Source organism: Halomicrobium zhouii (assembly GCF_900114435.1).
GTDB classification, from domain to species: Archaea; Halobacteriota; Halobacteria; order Halobacteriales; family Haloarculaceae; genus Halomicrobium; species Halomicrobium zhouii.
Window position 1 is genome coordinate 1024349 of sequence record NZ_FOZK01000001.1, and the last position, 21025, is coordinate 1045373.

The window sequence follows — 21025 nt, forward strand, 5'->3', positions numbered from 1 at the left end:
CGGCTGATGCTAGCTCACAATGGACGAGCGAGCGATACTCGTCGTCGTGGTGGTGCTGGGTGTGGTGGGGCTCTCCGCGTCGGCTGCGAGCATCGGCGATTCGCGCGACACTCGTTCGGTAGGGACGGGCACGACCGCCTCCGAGGGCGTCGGCGAGGGAGGTGAGGAGGGGATGGGAAGCGGACCGCGGCCGTCGATCGGTAACGCCGGCGACACCGAGACGCCGCAGCTCGAACTCGTTCCGAAACTACTGGCCGCCATCGCCATTCTCGCCCTCGTCGTTCCGCTCCTGCTATCGCTGGTTCTGTACGGCTTCGAGACCGTCGTCGAGTTCGTCAGGTCAGTGCTACAGACGACGACGGGCGTGCTCGCCTCGGTCCTCTACCTCGGCGTGGTCATCTATCTCCTGACGTTATTCGACGGTGAGGGGGCCGCAAAACGCGTGTCTGGCGTGCTGGAGGGTGGGGGGAGCGGGTCGTCGTTCGGTCCGGCGCTCTCGGTTCCGTCGGGGAACGTCCCACTGGTCGTCGTCGCGCTCGGTGGCCTCGTCGTGGTGGTCGCCGTGGTCCTGTTCGCCCTGCGCTCCACGTCGGGTCCGTCGCTCGGGTCACCCGATACCGAGCCCGTCGCCGACGACCCGGGTATCGACCTGGACTCACCTCGAGAAGGGCCCGAGGGCGGACGAACGGCCGAGTCGGGCTTCGCCGACGTCGAGGCGTCCAACCCGGTGTACCGGGCGTGGCGTGAGATGGCCGAGACGGCCGACGGCGCAAGCCTCCGGACGCACACGCCCGGCGAGGTGGCGCGCCGCGCCGTCGACGCCGGGATGGACCGGGACGCCGTCCGGACCCTGACGGAGGTGTTCGACCGGGCGCGCTACGGGCCCGGCGTCGACGAGGAGTCCGAGCGGCGGGCCCGGTCGGCCCTCGCCGCGATAACGGAGGGCGAGGAGACGTGAACTGGCGACTGCTGGCGGTCGCCGTCGGCCTGGCCGGCGCCGGCTTCGGGCTGGCCATCGCGTTCGTCCCGTCGCTGAACGCCGGCCTCTCGGTTCCGGACAACACGCCGACGCTGCTGGCCATCGCCGCGGGGCTCGTGGGACTCCGGCGACTCCGGGCGTTCCTGGGCCACGACGCCGCCGACTACCGGCCGCCGGTCCGGGAGCCCGGGCCGCGACTCGACGCGCCGGGTGACGAGTTCGACGACCTGCTCGCCCGCGTCTCGGGGGCCTCGGTCGCCGGGAACCCCACCGCGCTGAAGGCCAAGCAGGACCTGCGCGACGTCGTCGTGGAATTTCTCGTCATGTACCACGGCTGCTCCGAGGCAGAGGCGGAGGGCCTCGTGGACCGGGGGGAGTGGACCGACGACGAACTCGCTGCACGGTTCCTGGCCACCAGCGCCGGCTTCGGATCGGGTTTCACGGAGACCATCGGGATGACGCTCGGCCGCCGTCAGCCCTTCCACCGCCGGGTCCGCCACGTCACGCGCGAACTGTACGAACTGTCGGGGGGTGAGCGTGAATGAGTGGGGAGCCGATGGCGTTCCACGAGATGGGCGCGGAGTTCCCCGAGTTCGACGAGACGCCGACGGAGCTGGTCGTCGGGCCGGGCGACGCCGCCGACCACCAGACGAAGCGGTGGTTCGGCGTGTCGGCGTTCGCGCTCCTCGCGCTGGCCGTCGGCGTGTTCACCGCCCAGGGTGGTCTCCTGCTCGCGAGCGCACTCGGCATGGCCTTTTCTGGGTACGGCCGGCTCACCTCGCCACCGCCGGTCTCCCTCGCCATCGAACGGACCATCAGTGACGCCCACCCGAACCCCGGCGACGAGGTGACTGTCTCGCTCACCGTCACCAACGACGGTGACCGGCCGCTGCCGGACCTGCGGCTCGTCGACGGCGTCCCCGACCGGGCGGCCGTCACTGGCGGGTCACCCCGAATCGCGACGGCGCTGCGGTCGGGGGAATCGACCACTATCGAGTACACCATCGCCGCGACGCGCGGCGTCCACGAGTTCGAACCGCTCACGGCCATCGTCCGCGACGTCAGCGGCGCGACCGAACGAATCGCCTCGGTGGAACAGGGCGACGCCTTCGCCTGCGAGCCGGACTTGCCCAGTCCCACGCTCGACGTCCCGCTCCGACCCCAGACCACCCAGTACACGGGGCGAACGCCCGCCGACGCCGGCGGCGACGGCGTCGAGTTCTACGCGACGCGGGAGTACCGGATGGGCGACCCGATGAGCCGCATCGACTGGAACCAGACGGCCAAGACCGGCGACATGCGGACCATCGAACACCGCGTCGAGCGGTCGGTCACGGTCGCCCTCCTGGTCGACGCGCGGCCCAGCGCCGACGTCAGTCCGGGTGACGGCGCCAGCGCGGGCAGTGTGGCCGGGTCGACGCTCGAACGCAACCTCGAGGCGGCCCGCGAAGTCGCCGCGTCGCTGCTGGCCGAGGGCCACTCGGTGGGACTTGCGGCCTTCTCCGAACACGACTGCTGGCTGGCGCCCGCGTCGAGCGACAATCACCGCATCGAACTCCGTGAGACGCTCGCGACGCACCCGGCCTTTTCTCCCGGAGACGAGGACGCCGACGTGAGCGTCTTCTCCGTCGCCCAGCGACTCCGCCAGCGCCTCCCCTCGGACGCCCAGGTGATCCTGTTCTCCCCGCTGGTCGACGACTTCGTCTTCCGGACGACGGTCCGACTGGACGCCCACGGCCACCGGACCACGGTGGTCTCCCCCGACCCGACCACGGCGGACACGTCGGGCCACCGGCTCGCCAGCGTCGAACGGCGGATGCGGATCACGCGCCTGCGCCGCCGGGGGCTTCCCGTCGCCGACTGGGCCGTCGACGAGTCGCTCGCCCACGCCATGGCGCGCATCCGCGGGGGGCGGTCGGTGTGAGCGACGCCGTTCTGGAGTCGACGTCGGACCGGCCGGCTGACGACCCGGCGGCCGGCGACCACGAGACTGCCGACCCGACGGCGACCGACGCCCCGACGTCGGAGGACGACTGGTCCTTCGACCAGTCGCCCTCGACGCTTGGCGTCGCCACCACCATCGTCGCGGGACTGGTCGCAGTCGCCGCGACGACCGTCTCGCCCCCGGCCGCGCTGCTCGCGCTCGCCGGCCTCCTCGTCCTCGCGGTGGGCGTGCACCGCGGCTCGAACCAGGCCCACAAGCTCGGGACGGCGGGGCTGTTCGCCGGCGTCCTGCTCGCCGGTGCGGCGGGAGCCTCGCCGGCCGCGTCGCTCGTCGCCTTCGGCGGCGCCGTCCTCGCGTGGGACGCGGGTGAAAACGCGATCAGTCTCGGTCGACAGCTGGGCGCGCACGCACCGACGCGGCGGGCCACCGTCGTCCACGTCGCGGCGACGGGGGCGGTGGCGAGCGTCGTCGGTGTCCTCGCGCTCGTCGTCTACGACCTGAGCCGGGCCGGCCAGCCCACGACCGCCGTCGCCCTGCTCCTGGTCGCGGCGTTGCTGTTCATCTGGCTGCTCGACGACTAGGCGGCGACGGTCGGCACGGGGACGCTGTCGAGCACCTCGTCGACGATGTCGGCCTCGTCCACGTTCTCGACGCGGGCCTCCGGCGTCAGCACGATGCGGTGGGCCAGCACCGCCTGCGTGACGGCCTTCACGTCGTCGGGCGTGACGAACTCGCGACCCTGGATGATCGCCCGCGCACGGACGGCCTCGAAGAGGCGCTGGGTCCCGCGCGGGGAGACGCCCACGTCGACGTTGCGGTGGGTCCGCGTCGCCCGCGCCACCTTCCCGATGTAGCGCAGCACGTCGTCCTCGACGGTGACTGTCTCCGGGAGGTCACGCACGTCGTCGACCTCCTCAGGGGTGAGGACGGTCTGGACGGAGGGGCTCTGCTCGGTGCGACCGCGGCGGCGCTGGAGCAGTTCGAACTCGCCCTCCTCCTCCGGATAGCCGATGGAGGTCTTCGCGAGGAAGCGGTCGACCTGTGCCTCGGGGAGTTCGAACGTCCCCTCCATCTCGACGGGGTTCTGCGTCGCGATGACGAAGAACGGCTGGGGGAGTTCGTACGTGTCGCCGTCGACGGTGACCTGGCCCTCCTCCATCGCTTCCAGCAGCGCCGACTGGGTCTTCGGCGGCGCCCGGTTGATCTCGTCGGCCAGGACGACGTTGGCGAAGATGGGTCCCTCGTTGAACTCGAAGGTCCGCTCGCGCTCGTTGAACACGTGCGTCCCGGTGATGTCCGCCGGCAGCAGGTCCGGCGTGAACTGGATGCGGGAAAAGGAGAGGCCGAGCGCCTCGGCGACGGTCCGCGCGGTCAGGGTCTTCCCCGTCCCGGGCACGTCCTCCAGCAGTACGTGGCCGCGGCCGACGACGCCCATCAACACCGTCTCGAAGAACGCTCTGTCGGCGATGACCGCGTCGCTGACCTCGTCGAGCACCGTGTCACACACTTCGCTTGCTTCGGCGACGTCCATACCCGGCTATGTCTCTCGCGTTTAATATGTATGTCGGGGCTACCGATCGAATCCGAAACCCATAAAGACCAGATAGCAGTACAGTCGAGTGAGCCGAGGTAGCCTAGCCCGGCCAAGGCGGTTGCCTCGAAAGCAACTGTCCTCACGGACACAGGAGTTCGAATCTCCTCCTCGGCGTTCTGTCGACACTATCCGACGAGCATCGCGAGTCGTCCGTGCTGCCGGAACGCCACACGTGGAGATTCGAATGAGAGGAGTCACAGCCCCGGAATCGCAGGCGAACGGAGTGAGCAGAGCATCCCGGAACGTCTCCGCGTAGTTCGAATCTCCCCGGGCTAGTCTTTATATATTAACACGGTTCCAAGCGTAGCTGTGCCCGACGAGGAGTATCGGACGGCAGTTACCCGATTGGAACTCTCTCAAAGTAGTCGACAGCTGCTAGAGCAGACTATCTCGGAGTGGCGACGTGGCTGCAATATTGCTGTGGATGCAGCCTGGGGGATTGATGATCTTTCTTCTCGTCGAGTCCAATCGATCGCCTACGATCGTATCCGAGAGCGGACTGAACTGAAAAGTCAACACGCCGTTCTCGCAACGCACCACGCTGCGGAAGCGATGCGAAGCTGTGTCGAACAGCTCGGTTACAGGTCAGGCACGAGTCCCACCTTTTCCTCGCCGACGATCAAGTACGATCCTCGGACGATGACGTTGTTCGAAGATGGGACCGTCTCTCTGACTACACTCGGATCCCGAGTGCGGTGTTCACTTGCACTCCCTGAGGAGTCTAACGGATACCAGTTTACGTTTTTAGATGACGATGCGTGGTCGCTAAAACAGAGTACTCTCACAATTCGAGGTGGTACGTTCTATCTCCATCTCGGATTCCGTCGGGCAATTTCCGCCAGTGAGTCGACTGCCGAGGACGGAGCGGTTCTCGGAGTCGATCTCGGGCTGGAAAATATCGCAGTTACGAGTACAGCGCGGTTCTTCTCTGGTAGTGAACTCAGACATCGTCGAAGAGAGTTTAGCCGCATTCGCAGACGCATACGACAAACTCGGACTCGAAGCGCGTACCGAACACTGTCTCGATTGAGTGGACGGGAGGAACGGTACGCTCGTGACGTCTTGCACAGTGTCGCAAATGGCATCGTGGAGGAAGCACTTCGATATCAGTGCCAAGTGATCGCTTTTGAGTCGCTGGAGGGTATTCGTGACCGGATACCTGAGGCGAGCTTCTTCCATCAGTGGGCGTTTCGGCAACTTCAGAAATTTGTCCAATATAAAGCCGAGAGTCATGACATCAGTGTCGTAACAGTTGATCCTGCGAATACCTCTCTAAAATGCGCAGATTGCGGATATTCCGCGTCTGCGAATCGGCCTACCAGAAATCATTTTCAATGCGAGAAATGTGGCACGGAGGCGAACGCAGACTACAACGCGGCGAAGAACGTCGGACTCCGCTACGTCCGTCGCGGCCTTCAGTCGTCTCGGCGGACGGGCGCCAGTCGATGCGCCCTGAAGTCCGGAACAGTGACGCCGAACGGGAATTTCGCTCCCTACCATGATGGGTTCGAGGCTGAGTTTACGGACAAGGTTGCTATCTCCTAGCGATCAGTCGATATCGCCTCCTCGGTGTCACCGAAGGAACAGATACGAGACATCGGTCGGATCCCGAAAACATCGCTCAAAATGAACTATTACGCTATCTTCTCCCGGCGTGTAACTATGGCAACGTTCGTCCTCCTTCCCGGCGCACAGCTCGGCGGGTGGTAATGGGAGTACGTGGCGTCGCCGGTTCGCGACGGGGGAGACGCCACGAACGATGCGGTAGACACGGGTACTGGTGTCGAGGAAGCGCTGGAACCTGCGCAGGCGGCGAACACGACGAGACGCAGCGCTATGCAGGTGGGCTACTCGGCAAAGGGCCCATTCCGTACAGGAGGTACCAGATCACGAGCTGTAGCAGCGCCCCCACCAACAGCACGGCCAGGAGATCTGACCAGCCGAAGTCGGAGCCCGGCTCGGTGCCGCCGGACTGCGCCATCGCGTCGGAAACATGGGTGTTGGAACGCCGACCGCGAGATTCGTCGCCCATATCGTGATGTTTGAAGTTCGACACATGAGCCTTCTGCTGGTCGTCCACCTGCCGTTGCGTTCGGACACCCGCCGCTCGTTGCACTCTCGGTTCCTATCCGTACATGACGTACCCGAACGCGAGCGCCAGCAGGACCACTGCCAGCAGGACGAACAGGACGGTGAACCAGTCGTTCCCGTCCGACGACCCGTCGTTGCCCTGCGCGAGCGAATCGGGCATCGGTTCACCGGGGTCTAATCCAGGGACCATACTCAGATGTCAGTTGTTTGATGTATAAATGTTATCCCGGCCGCAGTATCGCTTCTCTGTCCGGGATTCGACCTTCCAGCTCGTGCGCTTCACTGTCGGTACGGAAGAATCGGGCGAATCTCCGCGTTACAGGAAGTACTTCACCACGAACAACAGCAGAATCGCCACAGCCATCGCCACCAGCAGGGAGGCCGGGCCCCACCTGGGCCAGGCGATCGTGCTGTCGGATTGCACCGTCGAGTCGGCGGCCATCGAGTCGGTAATCGCGTCTTGATCCATACGATGTTGTAATCTGGCCGACGCAAAAGCTTTCTCCCGGCCGTGCTCTCGCCGGTCCGAGACAGAACTCGCCGGACGCGACCCGCTACAGGAAGTACGCAAGTACCAGGGCCAGCACGACGACGACCGTGAGCACGATCAGGAGGGCGGACCGGCCATTCTCGTACGGTGACTCGGCACCGTCGGGCCGGTTCTGCGAGTCGGAGATGGGGCCGTGCGGGGCCATACCGATCCTTCCGGCCGGGGGATTGATGAAGCTACTCCCGGCCGAGACGCCGCCACCAGCGGGTCGGAGCGTCGCTGCTCCTCGCGTGGCACCTGCGTGCTCCCCGTCTACGCACCGGCGAGGAAGAAGATCAGCACGCTCACGGCGAGCACGCCGAGGATGAACGCGGCGGCGAGCGCGCCGCCCAGGGAGACGACGGCGTTGGCCGTCGAGGCGAGCATCTCGGTGCGGTCGTTGCCGAACACCGTCACCTCGGCCTTCTCGCTGGCCATGCCGGCCTCGACGGGTTCGAGGTCGTCGATGGCGGCGTCGACCAGTTCGTCGATGAGCGCGAGGAGTTCGTCGTCGGGGATGGCGCCGCCGACCTGGTTCACCGCCTCGATGGTGTTGACGATGTGGGTGTCGGTGGTCATCACCTCGACGACGTCCACCGAGTCGATGGCGCCGACGATGGTCTCGCGGAGCCCGGGCTCCATGTTGTTGCCGTCGACGAGCACGTAGGCGGTGGTCTGGCCGCCCGTCTCGAAGACGGCGACGCGGATGCCGAGCGGACCGATGCCGTCCTCGGGGTCCCAGGGCGTCTGGTCCCAGGCGACGCCGCAGCGGAGGTCGTCCTGGTGGGCGCTGGCGAGGCGGTCGCCGAGGCGGCCGGCGCCGTAGATCATGTCGAAGGAGCGCTGGCTCCCGGGGACGACGTGGCCCAGGTCCTCGCCCTCCAGGCCGTCGTTGCAGTTGTGGGCGTCGGCCAGCAGAATCTCGTCGACGTCGTCCGAGCGGGCCTCCGCGGCCGCCGAGAGGCCGACGGCGTAGTCGACGTCGTCGGCGAACCCGGGCGAGTACGTGGCCGCGAGGAAGGCGCCGTCGCCGAAGGCCTGGCCGGTGAGGGTGGCCTCGCCCTCCTGGACGCGGATGCTCTGGGTCGCCTGGTCGGTGTAGTCCAGGCGCTGGTAGGCCGTCTCGGCCGCCGAGAGGATGGGGTCGACCTCGCGCTCGGTGACGAGGTTGAAGTCGTGGCCGGCGGTGGCGTGGGGCGGGAACGCGAGGCCGTCGGCCTCCCAGGCGACGCGCTGGGGGAGGTTGCCGCCGCCGATCTCCCCCATCGGGCCGGGGTGGATCATCGGCAGGACGAAGCGGGCCTTCTCCTCGCCGCCAGGCCGGCGAACGGAGAGCACCGTCACGGGGACGATGGCGTCCTCGCCGAGTTCCTCGAAGAAGTCCTCGAGTTCCCGCGAGCCCTCGGCGACGTGGCCGATGAACCCCTGGAGGAAATCGAGGACGGAGACGCCGAGGCTGGAGCGCCACGGTCGGTCGAGGACGACCAGGAAGAGCCAGACGGCACCGGCGTAGATGACGCACATGATGCCGAGGAGGCCCAGCTCCGTGGCGCCGACGGAGAGCAGTTCGGGCGGGGCCTCCTCCGGTCGGGAGAGCAGGTCGCGGAGCACTGGGTTGTCCAGCAGGAGTCCCGTCGTCCCGCTGTAGATGGAGAGGAGGACGGCCGCGGCGCCGGTCTGGATGCTGGCGGGAATAGCCGCGACGGGCAGCGAGTGCCGGGAGACGGCCATGACGATCAGGAGGCGGAAGGCGAAGATAGAGGCCAGCGACATCAGCAGGGCGTCGATGACGAACCGCTGGCCGAAGCCGGTCAGGAACGTGACCAGGCCCGCGAACGTGAGGATGACGATGACCACGAGTTCGCAGAACAGCGCGAGCAGGGAGGCCCGGTTCGGCGTCAGGTGGCCACCCAGTGCCCGGTCGACGGTCGGCGTGAGGGCGCTGGCGACGACGGTCGGGATGCCGACGTAGAAGATACCTTGCCAGGCGTCCTCGTAGACGAACTGGGACTCGAAGGCGGCGACGCCCATCACCGCGGCGAGCAGGAGGGAGAAGGCGACGCTCGCGTGCCAGCTCGGGGCTTTGAAGATAAATCGCGAGAGGCCCGCGAGGTTCCCCTGGGTCGCCGTCATTTGTCTATGCCATCCCCCGGATCCGGTTAAATCTACTCGTCAGCTCGAATCGCAAACCGCGAGGAAGTTCTCGAACACTTCCTCCCCTTCCTCCGTGTGGGCGACCTCGGGGTGCCACTGGACGCCGAAGCGGTCCGCGCCGTTGCTCATCGCCTCGACGCCGCAGACGTCGGAGTCGGCGGTGACGGCGTACCCTTCGGGCACCTCCTTGACCTCGTCGGCGTGACTCGCCCAGACGCGCGTTTCGGGCGCCAGCGAACCGACGAGCGGGTCGTCGTCGTCGAGGATGTCGACCGTCACGTCGGCGTAGCCGCCGTAGTCTCCGGAGCCGACGGTGCCGCCGAGTTCCGTCGCCATGAGCTGCATCCCCAGGCAGATCCCCAGTATCGGCACGTCGAGTTCGAGGTAGTCGGGGCAGTTGCCGATGCGGTCCATGTCGGGGCCGCCGGAGAAGACGAGGCCGTCGGCGTCGACCTCCTCTGGCGGCGTCTCGTTGTCGATGGTCTCGACGTCCACGCCCATGTCCCGGAGCGCGCGCTGCTCCAGGTGGGTGAACTGGCCGTGGTTGTCGACGACGGCGATGCGAGTCATTAGTGGCCAGAAGACCGCGGGGGCGTATATATCCCGTGAAAAACGGTCGGGTGACGCTGCGTCGTCGTCACTCCGCGTCGCCCTCACTCCCCGTCGCCGTCGAACCGCTCGGCGGCCGACTGGAACCCCAGCTCGTCGAGTTCCCGGGACTTCCGGCCCTCCTGCTCGGCGACGGCCTCCGGGTCGGGATTGACGTCGTCGGTGACTCTGGCCCACGAGTTGTGGACCTTCGCGTGACACCACCGGCAGAGGAAGACCGTGATTTCGTGGGTCGGGTCGCCGTCGCCTTCGTCGCTGCCCTCGCTGTAGGACAGGTGGTGTTCTTCGAGGAGGGGCCGCTCGTCGGTGTGGGCCATCCGCCTGGCTTCGAGACCGCACCGTTCGCACTCGCGCTCGCGGTTCTGACACCGGAAGTGCGGGCAATCCTTCCACTCCCAGGGACCAGTTAGTCCCTCCTCGTCGGTGTCGCCCGCGACGGGACACTGGAACTCCTCGGCGCTGCGCTCGTTGGCGAACTCCGGGTCGTGGTGGCCGTGATCCACCGCCCACCGGCACTTGCCCTCGTCGGTGAGGTGGTCACACCGGCCCACGTGCTCGTACGGGTCGTCGACGCCGACGGGCGACCCGCCCGGTGCCTTCTCCATACTGGTCCACGGCTATCTTCCCTTTTGAATCGTTCGCTAGGAGCAGGATTGGTCTGATATGAAGCAAGGTGTACGGGATCTGAGACCAAAACCTCGAAAGCCCTCGGCGCGCTCGGGTCGCGGGGACCACCCTGCGCTCCTCGCTGCGCTCCGGTGCTTGGGGGCCCCGGCTTCGCCGAGCCCGCCTCGCCCTTTCAGTCCTCCAGGACGGCACAGCACCGCAGCCCTGCCCTTCCCCTTCCACGCGAGCGAAGCGAGTGTGGGCTCGAAAGACGAGGTGTGCCGAGTCTTTCGGTGGGTCGCGCGATGAAACGCGCTTCCGGCCGGGTGGTTGCGGAAGGAAGCGTGATTCGCGGCGGACGCCGCGAATTCGGGGAAGGGTGGTGTCTCGGCGAGCGGAGTGAGCCAAGGCTCGTCAGAGCAAGCTCTGACGGTGGAGTCAACCGCGAGCGCGTGGCGAACGGAGTGAGGCCGCGCGAGCAACACTGTCTCTGGTGTCGTGCGCGAACGCAGTGAGCGCACTGCTCAGGAGAGCTTGCTCTCCTGGTGGACTGAAAGGGCGAGACTCGTTCCGGGAACCCCGACGACGCAAGGACCCGAGTGAGCGGAGCGAACGAGGACCGCAGCGAGTCGCGGGACCGGAACGGGTCGAGGGCTTTCTGGTCGTTGCCGGTTCTATCGTCAGTCACGTCTCGACATACAAGTATCAGCTCAGTTTTCGATCCTAGTCGACGGAACGCTTTTCACGGGAGATACGTATCTCAGAGTCAATGCGCGTCGTCCACGAGCCGGAGGGGGAAGCCACGATTCTCGCCACCAACGTCGAGACGGCGGACACCTCCGGTGAACAGCTGAAGGGCCTCATGGGCCGGTCGTCGATTCCCGACGACTACGCCATGGTCTTCCGGTTCGAGGACCCGCCGTTCTGGACGCCCGCTGCCCTCGCGAACTGGCGGTCGATCCACATGCTGTTCGTCCGGTTCCCGCTCGACGTCGTCTGGCTGCTCGACGGCGAAGTCAGGCAGGTGAAGACGCTCCAGCCGTGGCGCGGCGTGGGAATGGCGAAGGCCGATACGATTCTGGAACTCCCCGCCGGCGCCGCCGACGGGATGGAGGCCGGGGATGCCGTCGTCGTCGAGGACTGAAAGCGCTCTGTCGCGCGGTTCTCGCCACTCGTCTAAGTATTCACTTGGGCATCACCGACTCCAGTAGCTCCGCGGCGCCGAAGGCGGCGACGCAGGAGAGAAACGCGATGGTGCCGAGCTTGCCCCCGGCGCCGGCGAACGCGGGCGAGACGGCGACGAACACCAAGCCCGAGAGCGCGCCGGCGAGGGCGACGTGGCCCTCGTGGCCGAGCCGCTCCGTCGTCGACATGCCGACGAACGACGCGCAGAAGGCGACGGCGGCCAGCGTCGGTCCGAGGTCCGGGACCAGCCGGGGCAGCGCCAGCCCCGTGACGAGCCCGACGATGGCAGAGCCGACGACGGCGCCGAGGTCCAGCCGGATGCTGAGGGCGACGGTCGCCACGGCGCCGGCGATGGCGACGGGGACGACGACGGTCGCACTGGTCCACGCGAGTCCGCTCCCGGTTGCGTACTCGACGCCGGGGAGCGCGAGCGTCGTCGCACAGCCGAAGAAGGCGATGGTGCCGAGCTTCCCGCCGAAGCCGCCGAAGAGTTCCGTGGTCGTCACGAACGCCGCCGCCGCGAGGAGGCCGGCCACGACGACGTAACCGGTGGTGGGGAACAGCGAGGGGGAGGCCATGCCGACGAACGTCCCGCAGTACGCCGGGACCGCCACTCTGGGTGCCCCCACGCCGGCGACGAGTCCCACGAAGGCGGCGGCGACCACCGGCCCGAGTCCGGCCGCGGTGCTCAGGAGGTAGGTGACGACCGCTGCGACGACGACTGCGACCGCGTCGACCGCGTCACCGCTGTCGAAGCCGGCGGCTTCCGCGCGGACCAGTAGCGCTTCGCGTTCCTGGACGGCGGCTGCACCGCCCGTCAGGGCGACGCCGACGCCGAGTCCGAGGGTCCCCGACCTGACCGTCGACGGATGGACCATCGTCGCCGCGAGGAGTGCGCCGGGGGCTACCACCAGGGCGAGAAAGCCCGCGAGCCGCGCGTACCGGTACACAGGCTCCCTCGCTGGTACCGTCACGAGAAGGTTGTGATCCGGACGCGGTGTGGGACTCGGCTCCGTCCGCGGTCCCGGCGGCGGACGCTCCCAGCGCGAACCCAACAGATTAATGGCCGGCCACCCCAACGACTCATTCAACTATGTCGGACAACGACAACGGGGATAGAGGAAGTCGCCTCACGGCGGCTGGCCGTGAAATTCTCCGGCAAGCGTGATTCAGAGGACGGGACTGTGAGCGGGTCCGCGCTGTTCGGGCGCCACCCGCTGACGGAACCCCTCTCCGACGTCGGCGACGTACAGTTCTTCGACACGACGCTCCGTGACGGCGAGCAGGCCCCAGGTGTGTCGCTCTCGCCGGACGAGAAGGCCCACATCGCGGGGCTGCTCGACGACGCGAACGTCGACGTCATCGAAGCCGGCAGCGCCTGTACCGGCCCCGGCGAGCGCAAGACCATCTCCCGGGTCGCCGACCTGGACCTCGACGCCACGGTGACGAGTTTCTGCCGCGGCATCAAGAACGACGTCGACCTGGCGCTGGACTGTGGCGTCGACGGCGTGGACATCGTCGTGCCTGCCAGCGACCGCCACGTCGTGGACAAGGTCGGTACCTCGCGCGAGGAGAACGTCCAGGACACCGTCGAACTCGTCGAGTACGCCAAAGAGCACGGCCTCTGGGTCGAGGTCATCGGCGAGGACGGCTCCCGGGCCGACCTGGACTACCTCGAAGAGTTGCTGGGTGCAGCCATGGACGCGGGCGCGGACCGCATCTGCTGGGCCGACACCGTCGGCCACGCGACGCCCGACGGCGCCGTCGAGGCCGTCTCGCGGCTCTCCGAACTCGGGCCGGTGAGCACGCACACCCACGACGACCTGGGGCTAGCTGTGATGAACGCGCTGGTCTCCGTCGCCGCGGGCGCGGACATGGTCCACGGGACCATCAACGGCATCGGCGAGCGGGCCGGCAACGTCGCGCTGGAGGAAGTCGCCATCGCGCTGGACCACGGCTACGGCGTCGAGACGATGGACCTGACGAAGGCCTACGAACTGGGCGAACTGGTGGCCAACGCCACCGGGATGCCGCTCCCGCCGAACAAGGCCGTGGTGGGCGCCAACGCCTTCACCCACGAGTCGGGCATCCACACGGACGGGACGCTCAAGGACGACGCGATGTACGAGCCCTACCCGCCCGAGAAGGTGGGCCGGGAGCGCCGTCTCGCGCTGGGCAAGCACGCCGGTCGCGCCGGCGTCGAGGCCGCGCTCGAAGAACGGAACTTCGACGTCACCGACGAGGAACTCGGCGAGATCGTCCAGCGCGTCAAGGAGATCGGCGACCGCGGTCGGCGCGTCACCGACGCGGACCTCATCACCATCGCCGAGGAGGTCCAGGGTGCCGAACACGACCGCCGCGTCGAACTGCTGGACCTGACGACCGTCGCCGGCGGCGGCACGCCCACGGCGAGCGTTCGCCTCTCCGTCGACGGCGAGGAGCGCAAGGAGGCGGAAGTGGGCTCGGGTCCGGTCGACGCCGCGCTCAACGCCATCCAGTCGGCGCTGGGCCACGCCGCCGATACCCACCTCGAATCCTACCACGTCGACGCCATCACCGGCGGCACCGACGCCGTCGTCACCGTCGAGGTGGAGATGTCCCGGGGCGACAGGACGGTCGCCGTCACCGCCAGCGACTCGGACATCACCCGCGCGTCGGTCCACGCGATGGTCGACGCCATCGACCGGCTCATCGCCGACGACTCCGAACACGTCATCGCGGACGACTGACCGACGACCGGGCGGACCGGCCGACGACGGCTCGCCGACTCGACTTTCGGACGCTACCAGCGAGAAACCACTCTGTAACTTAGTACGTGCACCCCCTGGTAGGTATATGACCACCATTGCACAGTTCGGCCTGGGCGGTCTCGGTCGCACGCACCTGGACGCGTTCACCGACCTCCCGGGCGTCGAAGTGCTGGCCGGTGCGGACCCGTTCGACGACGCACGCGAGTCCTTCGCTCGCGACTACGGCGCGGCGGGCCACCGGTCGTACGAGGGCCTGCTCGCCGAACACGCGGCCGAACTCGACGCCGTGAACGTCGTCACGCCCCACAGCCTCCACTTCGAACAGGCGATGGCGGCGCTGGACGCGGGCCTGTCGGTCCACCTGGAGAAGCCGATGGTGACCGGCCTCGACGACGCGCTCCGGCTCACCGACGCGGCGGCCGACACCGAGGCGTCCGTCCAGGTGGGGTACCAGCGTCACTTCGACCCGCGCTTTCGCGCGGTGCGGGAGACGATACTGTCGGGCGCCATCGGCGAGGTGGTCGGCGCCAACTGCTTCCTCGAACAGGACTGGATCCAGCCGGTGTCGGGCACCTGGCGGACTGACCCGTCGCTCTCGGGCGGCGGCCAGCTGTACGACTCGGGGTCGCACCTGCTCGACGCGCTGCTGTGGACGACGGACACGCGGCCGCGGTCGGTCGGCGCCGTCGTCGAGGCCAACGACGCCGACGTGGACGTCCACAGTTCGCTCTCGCTCTCGCTCGAACGCGGCGGCCGCACCGTCCCCGCGAGCGTCTTCGTCACCGGCGACGGACCGACCGGCCCGGACACGCGCGAGGGACTGTACGTCTGGGGGACGGATGGAAGCGTCGAGTACGGGCCCGACGGCGTCGTCGTCCGTCAGAAAGGTGGCGGAACGTCGTGGGAGGACGTCCCCGAGTACGACTCTCCCGAACTCGAACGGCGGAAACTCGGCGCCTTCGTCGAGACGGTCGACGGCGAGCGCGCCAACCCGGTTCCGCCCGAGACGGGGCTCGACGTCATCGCCGTCACGGAGGCCGCCTATCAGGCGAGCGACGGCGGCCGGACGGTCGACGTTCAGCGACTCCTCAGGGACGCCCGACCGGCGGCCTGAACCGACCAGGTTACCGCTGTTAACGTCCCGTTACCCGGCGTGGACGACCAGCATCTCCGTCGCGCCGGGCTGGAACTCGTAGGGAACCTCGCGGAACTCGACGCCGTAGCCGTCCGCGCGCAGGCGCTTGACGACAGGGTCGACGAGTTCGGAGCGCGTGCGGTCGAGCGACGCGAGCGTGAAGACCCGGACTTCACCGTCTGTCACCCGCGTCAGCTCTGCCATCGCGTCGTGGTGGAACCCCTCGTCCAGCCGGTCGTCGTAGAGGAAGAGGAGGTTCGCCGACAGCGTCAGGTCGAAGGCGTCGTCGGCGAAGGGCAGGTCCGGCAGCGCCGAGGTGCGGTAGCGCTCCGGGTGGTTCGCGTAGTCGGCGAGGAACCGCTCGGCGGCCGCCCGCTGGTATCGCCCCCGCGTTTCCACGTCGCCGTAGTGGTGCCAGACGAACAGGTCCCGCTTCTCGCGGAGCTGGTCGACGTTCTCCCTGACCGACCGGCGACACAGCGGTTCGAGGTTGCTCGCTGGCGGGCCGTACTCCGGGTCGACGGCCGTCACCGAGTTGGCTATCTCCGCGGCGACGGCCGTGAACGAACCCGGCCCGCCGGGACAGTCGAGGACGTCTCTCCCCTGCAGCGAGTCCACGTCGAGATCGAACATCCGTCTGTACTCGGCGAAGGTCCGCCCGAGGAACGCGAACTCCTCGTCCACCTCGAAGGCCTCGCTCTCTGACGCGTCCGCCATGAACGACACTTCTGTACACCGATGTATAAATATATCCAATCCAGTGGCGGGCCGCCGGGAAGCGGGTCGGGGAACTTACAGCATCGAGCGGAACTCCTCCCTGTCGTCCCATCCCTCGACGCGGTCACGCAGATCGGGATCCTCGTCGAACCGTTTCTTCAGCGACGACGCGGTCGCCCGGCGGACGCGGTACTCGTCGTCGCCCGAGAGCCGGTAGGCCAGGTCGACCGCGTGGTCGGTCGCTCTTCCATACCCACCGCCGATGGCCTTGGCGACGTTCCACCGCGTCCGGAGGTCGTCGGACCGGCTCCACCGGTCCAGGTACGCCCGACCGACGGCCGGGTCCGTGGCCGCGACGTTGCTCAGCGCGAAGGCGCCACAGCTCTTCTTGACGTAGTCGTCGGAGTCGGCGACGAGGTGGTCGAACAGGTCGAGCGCCGAATCGACGTGCTCGGGCGGCGTCCGCATCAGGCCGACCTCGCAGGCCCGCCGAACGTAGTTGTCCTCGTGGGTCACCCACTCCTCCCAGGCTGGCTCGACCTGCTCGAACGCGTGTTCGTTGACGTACTTCAGCGCCATCGCGGCGGCCTCCCGGACCCGCCAGTTCTCGTCGCGCGCGAGCTCCCGGAGGTAGTCGAGTCGCGCCGGCAGGTCGTCCTCGGCGACGGCCTTCCGGGCCCAGGCCTCAGCCTTGAACGCCTTGTGGTCCCGGTCGTTCGCCGCCAGTGTCTCGATCTCTTCCCACCCGTGATTCCGGGCGTACTCGTCCGCCAGGTCGCGGATTTCGGGGAGGCCGTGGTCGCTCAGATCCATGATCTCCGCTCCATCGTTCCGAACGCGACGGGGTAACAATAAACTGTGGTACCCCGTCTCAACGAAAGCAGTTTAGGACCGTCCGGTCGGCGTCCCAATATGGTCGAGACGGTCACGCTGTATCGCGCGCCGACGACCGAGACCGACGCCGACGCCATCGCCGACTGGCTCGGCGACCGCGTCGAGGCCGCCGTCGAGGTTCGCGACCGCTTTCTCTCGCTGTACGCAGACGACGGCCTGGCAGAGGATTTCGCCGAGGCTCGGGTGCTCTCGCCCCACGAGCGCGACACCGGGAACACCATGCTCGGCATCGTCCGGTACGAGGAACGGGCGCTCGAACGTCCCGAGCGCGCTGGCGGGGTCATCTACGACGGCCGGCAAGTCCAGGATGCCCTCCGTCGCCGGGTTCCGGACGACGAGTGCGGGCTGGACCACCTGCACGTCCCACTGCTGGACCGCGTCGTCGGCACCTGGGGCGACCACGACGGCCGCTGGCACAAACGAGTGAACGTCCTCGGACAGCCCGCCATCGTCTCGGTGCCGGGGCTGTACGAGGCGCCTGCCAAGCCCGAACAGTACTACGAGGAAAAGCAGAAGCACGCGCTGCTCTCCGGCGATTCGCCGCCGCGCGAAGTCCTCGAAAACGAGGTGGAAGGCGAGTTCCTCCTCGAGGCCGACCCGCGAACGACCGACGCGCTGAAGGGGTACGTCCTGCAGGCGTACCACTTCCTGGCGACGGGCGAGGACTTCTGCGAGAACGACGGCTGTCGGCTGGCCAACCCGCACCGACAGCCCGGCGTCGTCGAGGCCCAGCTGGACGAGCCGGAGTTCTGCGACGACCACGCCGGGCGGTACGGGGACTGATTCGGCGTCCCGTCGTTCGCGACCGACCGGCAGTTCGACGGTCAAATCCCGGTTTGACCGTCCGGTAGTATTTCTCGGTCGCCGGGTGAGGTCGCTCCATGGACCGCCGCCGCTATCTGACGCTCACCAGCACCCTCCTGGCCGGCTCTCTCGCCGGCTTTCTCTCGGAGGCGAACCCCGCGCCTCCCGTCGACGCGGAGGCGCAATCGACGCCAGGCGTCGACCCGGACGTCGACGACGAACAATTGAGCGAACTGGTCGCCGGTGCGAACGCGCTCGCGTTCGACCTGTTCGACGGACTCCAGGCCCAGGGCGAGGACGGGAACCTGCTCGTCTCGCCGACGAGCGTCACGACGGCGCTGGCGATGACCTACGCCGGGGCCGAAGGCGATACTCGTTCCCAGATGCGCGAGACGCTCCGGTACACGCTGGACGACGAGACGCTCCACGAGGGGTTCAACGCCCTCCAGCGGACGCTCGACGGACGGGGCGAGGACGTGGACGAAGCGGACCTCGACCGGGAGTACGACGAGGACGACGACCCGGTTCCGTTCCAGCTCGACCTGACGAACGCCGTCTGGGGCCAGGAGAGGGTTCCGTTCAGCGAGGCGTACCTGTCGACACTCGCCGACCACTATGGCGGCGGGTTCAACGAGGTCGACTTCTCCGAGGACCCCGACGGCGTCAGGCAGGGGATCAACGACTGGGTCGGGGACCAGACCGAGGACCGCATCGACGAGCTACTGCCGGCCGGATCGCTTCGCGCACAGACGCGGCTCGTCCTCACCAACGCCATCTACTTCATGGCAAACTGGCAGTACCCGTTCGAGGAAAATTACACCGAGCCGGCGGCGTTCACCGCGCTGGACGGTTCGACGGACGAGGTGCCGATGATGTCCCAGGACCAGGCGTTCCCCGTCGCCGAGGTGGACGGCGCCCGCGCCGTCGACCTTCCGTACGTCGGCGGAGACGTCTCGATGCTCGTGATCCTCCCGCCGGAGGGCGAGTTCGAGTCTTACGAGTCGGAATTCGACGCCGACGAACTGAATCGCATCGTGGACGCCCTCGAAGAGCGACGTGGGATTGTCAGGCTCCCCCGGTTCGCCTTCGACTCGTCCTTCCAACTCAAACCGGCGCTCTCGGCGATGGGGATGCCCGACGCGTTCGACCGGGGAGCCGCGGACTTCTCGGGGATGACGGAGGGGACGAAGGACAACGGCCTGCACGTCGACGAGGTGTACCACGACACGAATATTGCAGTCGACGAGATGGGGACCGAGGCAGCCGCGGCCACCGCCGTCGTGATAAACTACGTCTCGGCCCCACCGACGGTGCTCGAAGCCGACCGCCCCTTCCTCTTCGTGATCCGTGACCGACCGACGGGGACGGTGCTGTTCGTGGGACGGGTCGTCGACGCCGGGGCAGCCCAGTAGCGGTCGCCTACGTCACCTGTCCGCTCGCCAGCCGCAGGTAGCCGCCGGCCAGCGTCCGTTCGCGGTAGTCGGTCGTCCGCGCCGCCAGCGCCTCCAGGCCGGCGTCGACCCGGCGGTCGTGGCTGCTCGCGACGTCGCGCACGCGAGACTTGTCCGTCGACGAAAGCCAGACGAACGCGCGGTAGCCGGCGTTGACGGGCCGGGCCCACGCTCGCTCGCTGCGGGTGAAGTGCAACAGCGCGACGCGGCCGCTGGGGCGGACCAGGTCGCACCACCGGTCGACGACCGCGCCGGGATCGGTGAACATCGCGACGACGAAGGTGCCGAGCAGGCCGTCGACAGGTTCCGAGAGCGGCGGTCGCGCGGCGTCGGCCTGCAGCAGGTCGGCGTCGCCGCGCCCGCGTGCGCGTTCGAGCATCTCACGGGTCACGTCCAGACCGACGACGCGGCCATCGGGGCCGACGCGTTCGCGGAGGTGCGGGAGGTTCGCGCCGGTGCCACACCCCATCTCCACTGCCAGGTCGCCACGAGCAAGTCCGAGTTCGCCGGCGGCGCTCTCTCGCCACGAACTCACGCCCGGGAGGGTCGCCAGGACGTCGTAGAGGCGGGCCCAGCGGCCGTAGAACGCCCGGGTCGCGTCGCTCATCTACACGAGGTCGCGGACCGTCTCGGCGACGGCCCGGGCGTCGGCGCCGAGGACGTAGACGATGGGCTCGACGCCGAAGCCGCCGGTCTGGTAGAGGACGTCGGCGTCGGGGTCGTCGGCCAGCGCGTCGCCGACAGCGGTCTGCAGGTCGGTAGTCTCGCCGTCGAACTCGACGGCGGTGTGGCCCGTCGATTCGAGGTCTTCGACCAGTTCTTCGTCGTAGTGGACGTTCACCGTCGCCAGCGCGTCGTTGCCGGCCGCCCGGGCGGCCAGCAGCACGCTCGCGACGTGGGCGCTGACGCCGAACTCGGGTTCGGCCGGAATCGTCGCCCGCCCCTTCACGTCGACGATGCGGCCCGGCACGCCCGCCACGTCGTCGACGCCGTCGGCGTCGGGCAGCGCCTGGACCAGGTTCGAGCCGACGGCGGGGATGAGCCCGGTGAAGCCGCTGGTGTTCTCGACGACGCGGAGGCCCTGCCGGACGTCGGAGAGCGTTCGCTCGGCCTGGCGCATGCGGCTGTCCGCGTCGTGGACGGCGAACTCGCCCTCGTAGTCGGCGAGTTCGGGCACCGCTTCCTCGTGCAACTGGGCGAGCAGGCCGCCGTGTTCGAGTTCCCGGACGAACACCTCCGTCTCGACCAGCGCCTGGACGGGCGTCACGTCGCCGCTGGCCAGCCCCTCGGCGAGGCGCTCGACCAGGTCCTGGAGGGGCTTGTCCTCGAGCAGTCGCTGGTTCCGCTCGACGTCGCCGTGGACGTACTTCGAGACGGCGCTCTGGCTGATCCCCAGCAGGTCGGCGACCTCGGACTGGGTGAGACTGCGTTCTCGCAACTCCTCGGCGAGCATCGACCGGAACGTCGGGAGGAACTCGTCCACGACGACTTCTTCGATGAAGTGCATGGGTGGCTACTGATCCCCGCCAAATTCTACATCGTTTCTCGGCGACGTGATGCCCGAGCGCTCACAGTGTTCGCG

The 21025-nt window shown here is 68.0% G+C and carries 23 protein-coding genes and 1 tRNA gene; 11 read left to right on the plus strand and 13 right to left on the minus strand.

Features of this window, described 5'->3' with window-relative positions; genetic code table 11:
• Positions 1-19: 19 nt before the first annotated feature.
• Genes BM337_RS04660 through BM337_RS04675 form a run of 4 tightly spaced genes read left to right on the plus strand, consistent with a single transcriptional unit; the run spans position 20 to position 3505 of the window.
• Positions 20-958 (plus strand): DUF4129 domain-containing protein, encoded by a 939-nt coding sequence (locus tag BM337_RS04660; RefSeq protein WP_089814366.1) that lies wholly within the window; start codon positions 20-22, stop codon positions 956-958.
• Positions 955-1524, plus strand: a complete 570-nt coding sequence (locus tag BM337_RS04665; protein WP_089814368.1) for a DUF7269 family protein — start codon at positions 955-957, stop codon at positions 1522-1524. Before BM337_RS04660 ends, BM337_RS04665 begins: the two co-directional genes overlap by 4 nt.
• Positions 1521-2903, plus strand: a complete 1383-nt coding sequence (locus tag BM337_RS04670; RefSeq protein WP_245778609.1) for a DUF58 domain-containing protein — start codon at positions 1521-1523, stop codon at positions 2901-2903. Before BM337_RS04665 ends, BM337_RS04670 begins: the two co-directional genes overlap by 4 nt.
• Positions 2900-3505, plus strand: a complete 606-nt coding sequence (locus BM337_RS04675) for a DUF7519 family protein (protein ID WP_089814370.1) — start codon at positions 2900-2902, stop codon at positions 3503-3505. The genes BM337_RS04670 and BM337_RS04675 overlap by 4 nt, the downstream gene beginning before the upstream one ends.
• Here BM337_RS04675 and BM337_RS04680 read toward each other — a convergent pair.
• Positions 3502-4455 carry an AAA family ATPase gene (locus BM337_RS04680; protein ID WP_089814372.1) on the minus strand — a complete coding sequence of 318 codons (954 nt, stop codon included), beginning with the start codon at positions 4453-4455 and terminating at the stop codon, positions 3502-3504. The genes BM337_RS04675 and BM337_RS04680 overlap by 4 nt on opposite strands.
• Before the next feature lie 92 nt (positions 4456-4547).
• Between BM337_RS04680 and BM337_RS04685 the strand changes: the two genes are divergently transcribed.
• Together BM337_RS04685 and BM337_RS04690 are read left to right on the plus strand one after the other, a co-directional pair.
• Positions 4548-4632: transfer RNA gene (locus BM337_RS04685), tRNA-Ser, on the plus strand.
• A 195-nt stretch (positions 4633-4827) separates the two neighbouring features.
• Complete coding sequence (locus BM337_RS04690) at positions 4828-6063, plus strand: RNA-guided endonuclease InsQ/TnpB family protein (RefSeq protein WP_089814374.1); 1236 nt, start codon at positions 4828-4830, stop codon at positions 6061-6063.
• 289 nt (positions 6064-6352) lie between these two features.
• Here the strand turns inward: BM337_RS04690 and BM337_RS20440 are convergent, their stop codons facing one another.
• The 7 genes from BM337_RS20440 to BM337_RS04705 form a co-directional block, all read right to left on the minus strand.
• Positions 6353-6598 carry a hypothetical protein gene (locus BM337_RS20440; RefSeq protein WP_143117637.1) on the minus strand — a complete coding sequence of 82 codons (246 nt, stop codon included), beginning with the start codon at positions 6596-6598 and terminating at the stop codon, positions 6353-6355.
• Between the two features lie 45 nt (positions 6599-6643).
• Positions 6644-6799, minus strand: coding sequence for a hypothetical protein (locus BM337_RS20940; RefSeq protein ID WP_177227162.1), 156 nt, complete (start codon positions 6797-6799; stop codon positions 6644-6646).
• A 126-nt stretch (positions 6800-6925) separates the two neighbouring features.
• Positions 6926-7078, minus strand: a complete 153-nt coding sequence (locus BM337_RS20945) for a hypothetical protein (RefSeq protein WP_177227164.1) — start codon at positions 7076-7078, stop codon at positions 6926-6928.
• Positions 7079-7163: 85 nt separating this feature from the next.
• The gene (locus BM337_RS20950; RefSeq protein WP_177227167.1) at positions 7164-7304 is read right to left on the minus strand and encodes a hypothetical protein; all 141 of its coding nucleotides are present in this window, start codon (positions 7302-7304) and stop codon (positions 7164-7166) included.
• Positions 7305-7411: 107 nt separating this feature from the next.
• On the minus strand, positions 7412-9271 hold the full coding sequence (locus BM337_RS04695; protein WP_089814376.1) for a DUF2070 family protein: 1860 nt from the start codon (positions 9269-9271) through the stop codon (positions 7412-7414).
• 39 nt (positions 9272-9310) lie between these two features.
• Positions 9311-9862: a GMP synthase subunit A gene (locus BM337_RS04700; RefSeq protein WP_089814378.1), complete on the minus strand. Its 552-nt coding sequence runs from the start codon at positions 9860-9862 to the stop codon at positions 9311-9313.
• 83 nt (positions 9863-9945) lie between these two features.
• Entirely contained in the window at positions 9946-10506 is a 561-nt protein-coding gene (locus BM337_RS04705) for a DUF7097 family protein (protein ID WP_089814381.1), read from the minus strand.
• Positions 10507-11276: 770 nt separating this feature from the next.
• On the opposite strand from BM337_RS04705, the gene BM337_RS04710 reads away from it, so the two are divergent.
• Complete coding sequence (locus tag BM337_RS04710) at positions 11277-11651, plus strand: DUF192 domain-containing protein (RefSeq protein ID WP_089814383.1); 375 nt, start codon at positions 11277-11279, stop codon at positions 11649-11651.
• Between the two features lie 40 nt (positions 11652-11691).
• Here the strand turns inward: BM337_RS04710 and BM337_RS04715 are convergent, their stop codons facing one another.
• On the minus strand, positions 11692-12642 hold the full coding sequence (locus BM337_RS04715) for a hypothetical protein (RefSeq protein WP_089814386.1): 951 nt from the start codon (positions 12640-12642) through the stop codon (positions 11692-11694).
• A gap of 234 nt (positions 12643-12876) precedes the next feature.
• Between BM337_RS04715 and BM337_RS04720 the strand changes: the two genes are divergently transcribed.
• Entirely contained in the window at positions 12877-14421 is a 1545-nt protein-coding gene (locus BM337_RS04720) for a (R)-citramalate synthase (RefSeq protein WP_245778610.1), read from the plus strand.
• A 106-nt stretch (positions 14422-14527) separates the two neighbouring features.
• Positions 14528-15556, plus strand: a complete 1029-nt coding sequence (locus BM337_RS04725; protein WP_089814389.1) for a Gfo/Idh/MocA family protein — start codon at positions 14528-14530, stop codon at positions 15554-15556.
• Between the two features lie 30 nt (positions 15557-15586).
• Here the strand turns inward: BM337_RS04725 and BM337_RS04730 are convergent, their stop codons facing one another.
• The gene (locus tag BM337_RS04730) at positions 15587-16294 is read right to left on the minus strand and encodes a class I SAM-dependent methyltransferase (RefSeq protein ID WP_089814391.1); all 708 of its coding nucleotides are present in this window, start codon (positions 16292-16294) and stop codon (positions 15587-15589) included.
• A gap of 75 nt (positions 16295-16369) precedes the next feature.
• On the minus strand, positions 16370-17107 hold the full coding sequence (locus BM337_RS04735; RefSeq protein ID WP_089814393.1) for a HEAT repeat domain-containing protein: 738 nt from the start codon (positions 17105-17107) through the stop codon (positions 16370-16372).
• A gap of 99 nt (positions 17108-17206) precedes the next feature.
• Between BM337_RS04735 and BM337_RS04740 the strand changes: the two genes are divergently transcribed.
• Both BM337_RS04740 and BM337_RS04745 read left to right on the plus strand, forming a co-directional pair.
• The gene (locus BM337_RS04740; protein ID WP_089814395.1) at positions 17207-17971 is read left to right on the plus strand and encodes a DUF7001 family protein; all 765 of its coding nucleotides are present in this window, start codon (positions 17207-17209) and stop codon (positions 17969-17971) included.
• Positions 17972-18069: 98 nt separating this feature from the next.
• On the plus strand, positions 18070-19404 hold the full coding sequence (locus BM337_RS04745) for a serpin family protein (protein WP_089814397.1): 1335 nt from the start codon (positions 18070-18072) through the stop codon (positions 19402-19404).
• A 7-nt stretch (positions 19405-19411) separates the two neighbouring features.
• On the opposite strand, the gene BM337_RS04750 is transcribed toward BM337_RS04745, so the two are convergent.
• Entirely contained in the window at positions 19412-20050 is a 639-nt protein-coding gene (locus BM337_RS04750) for a class I SAM-dependent methyltransferase (protein WP_089814399.1), read from the minus strand.
• Entirely contained in the window at positions 20051-20950 is a 900-nt protein-coding gene (locus tag BM337_RS04755) for a thiamine-phosphate synthase family protein (RefSeq protein WP_089814401.1), read from the minus strand. It lies immediately after the preceding gene.
• Between the last annotated feature and the right edge of the window lie 75 nt (positions 20951-21025).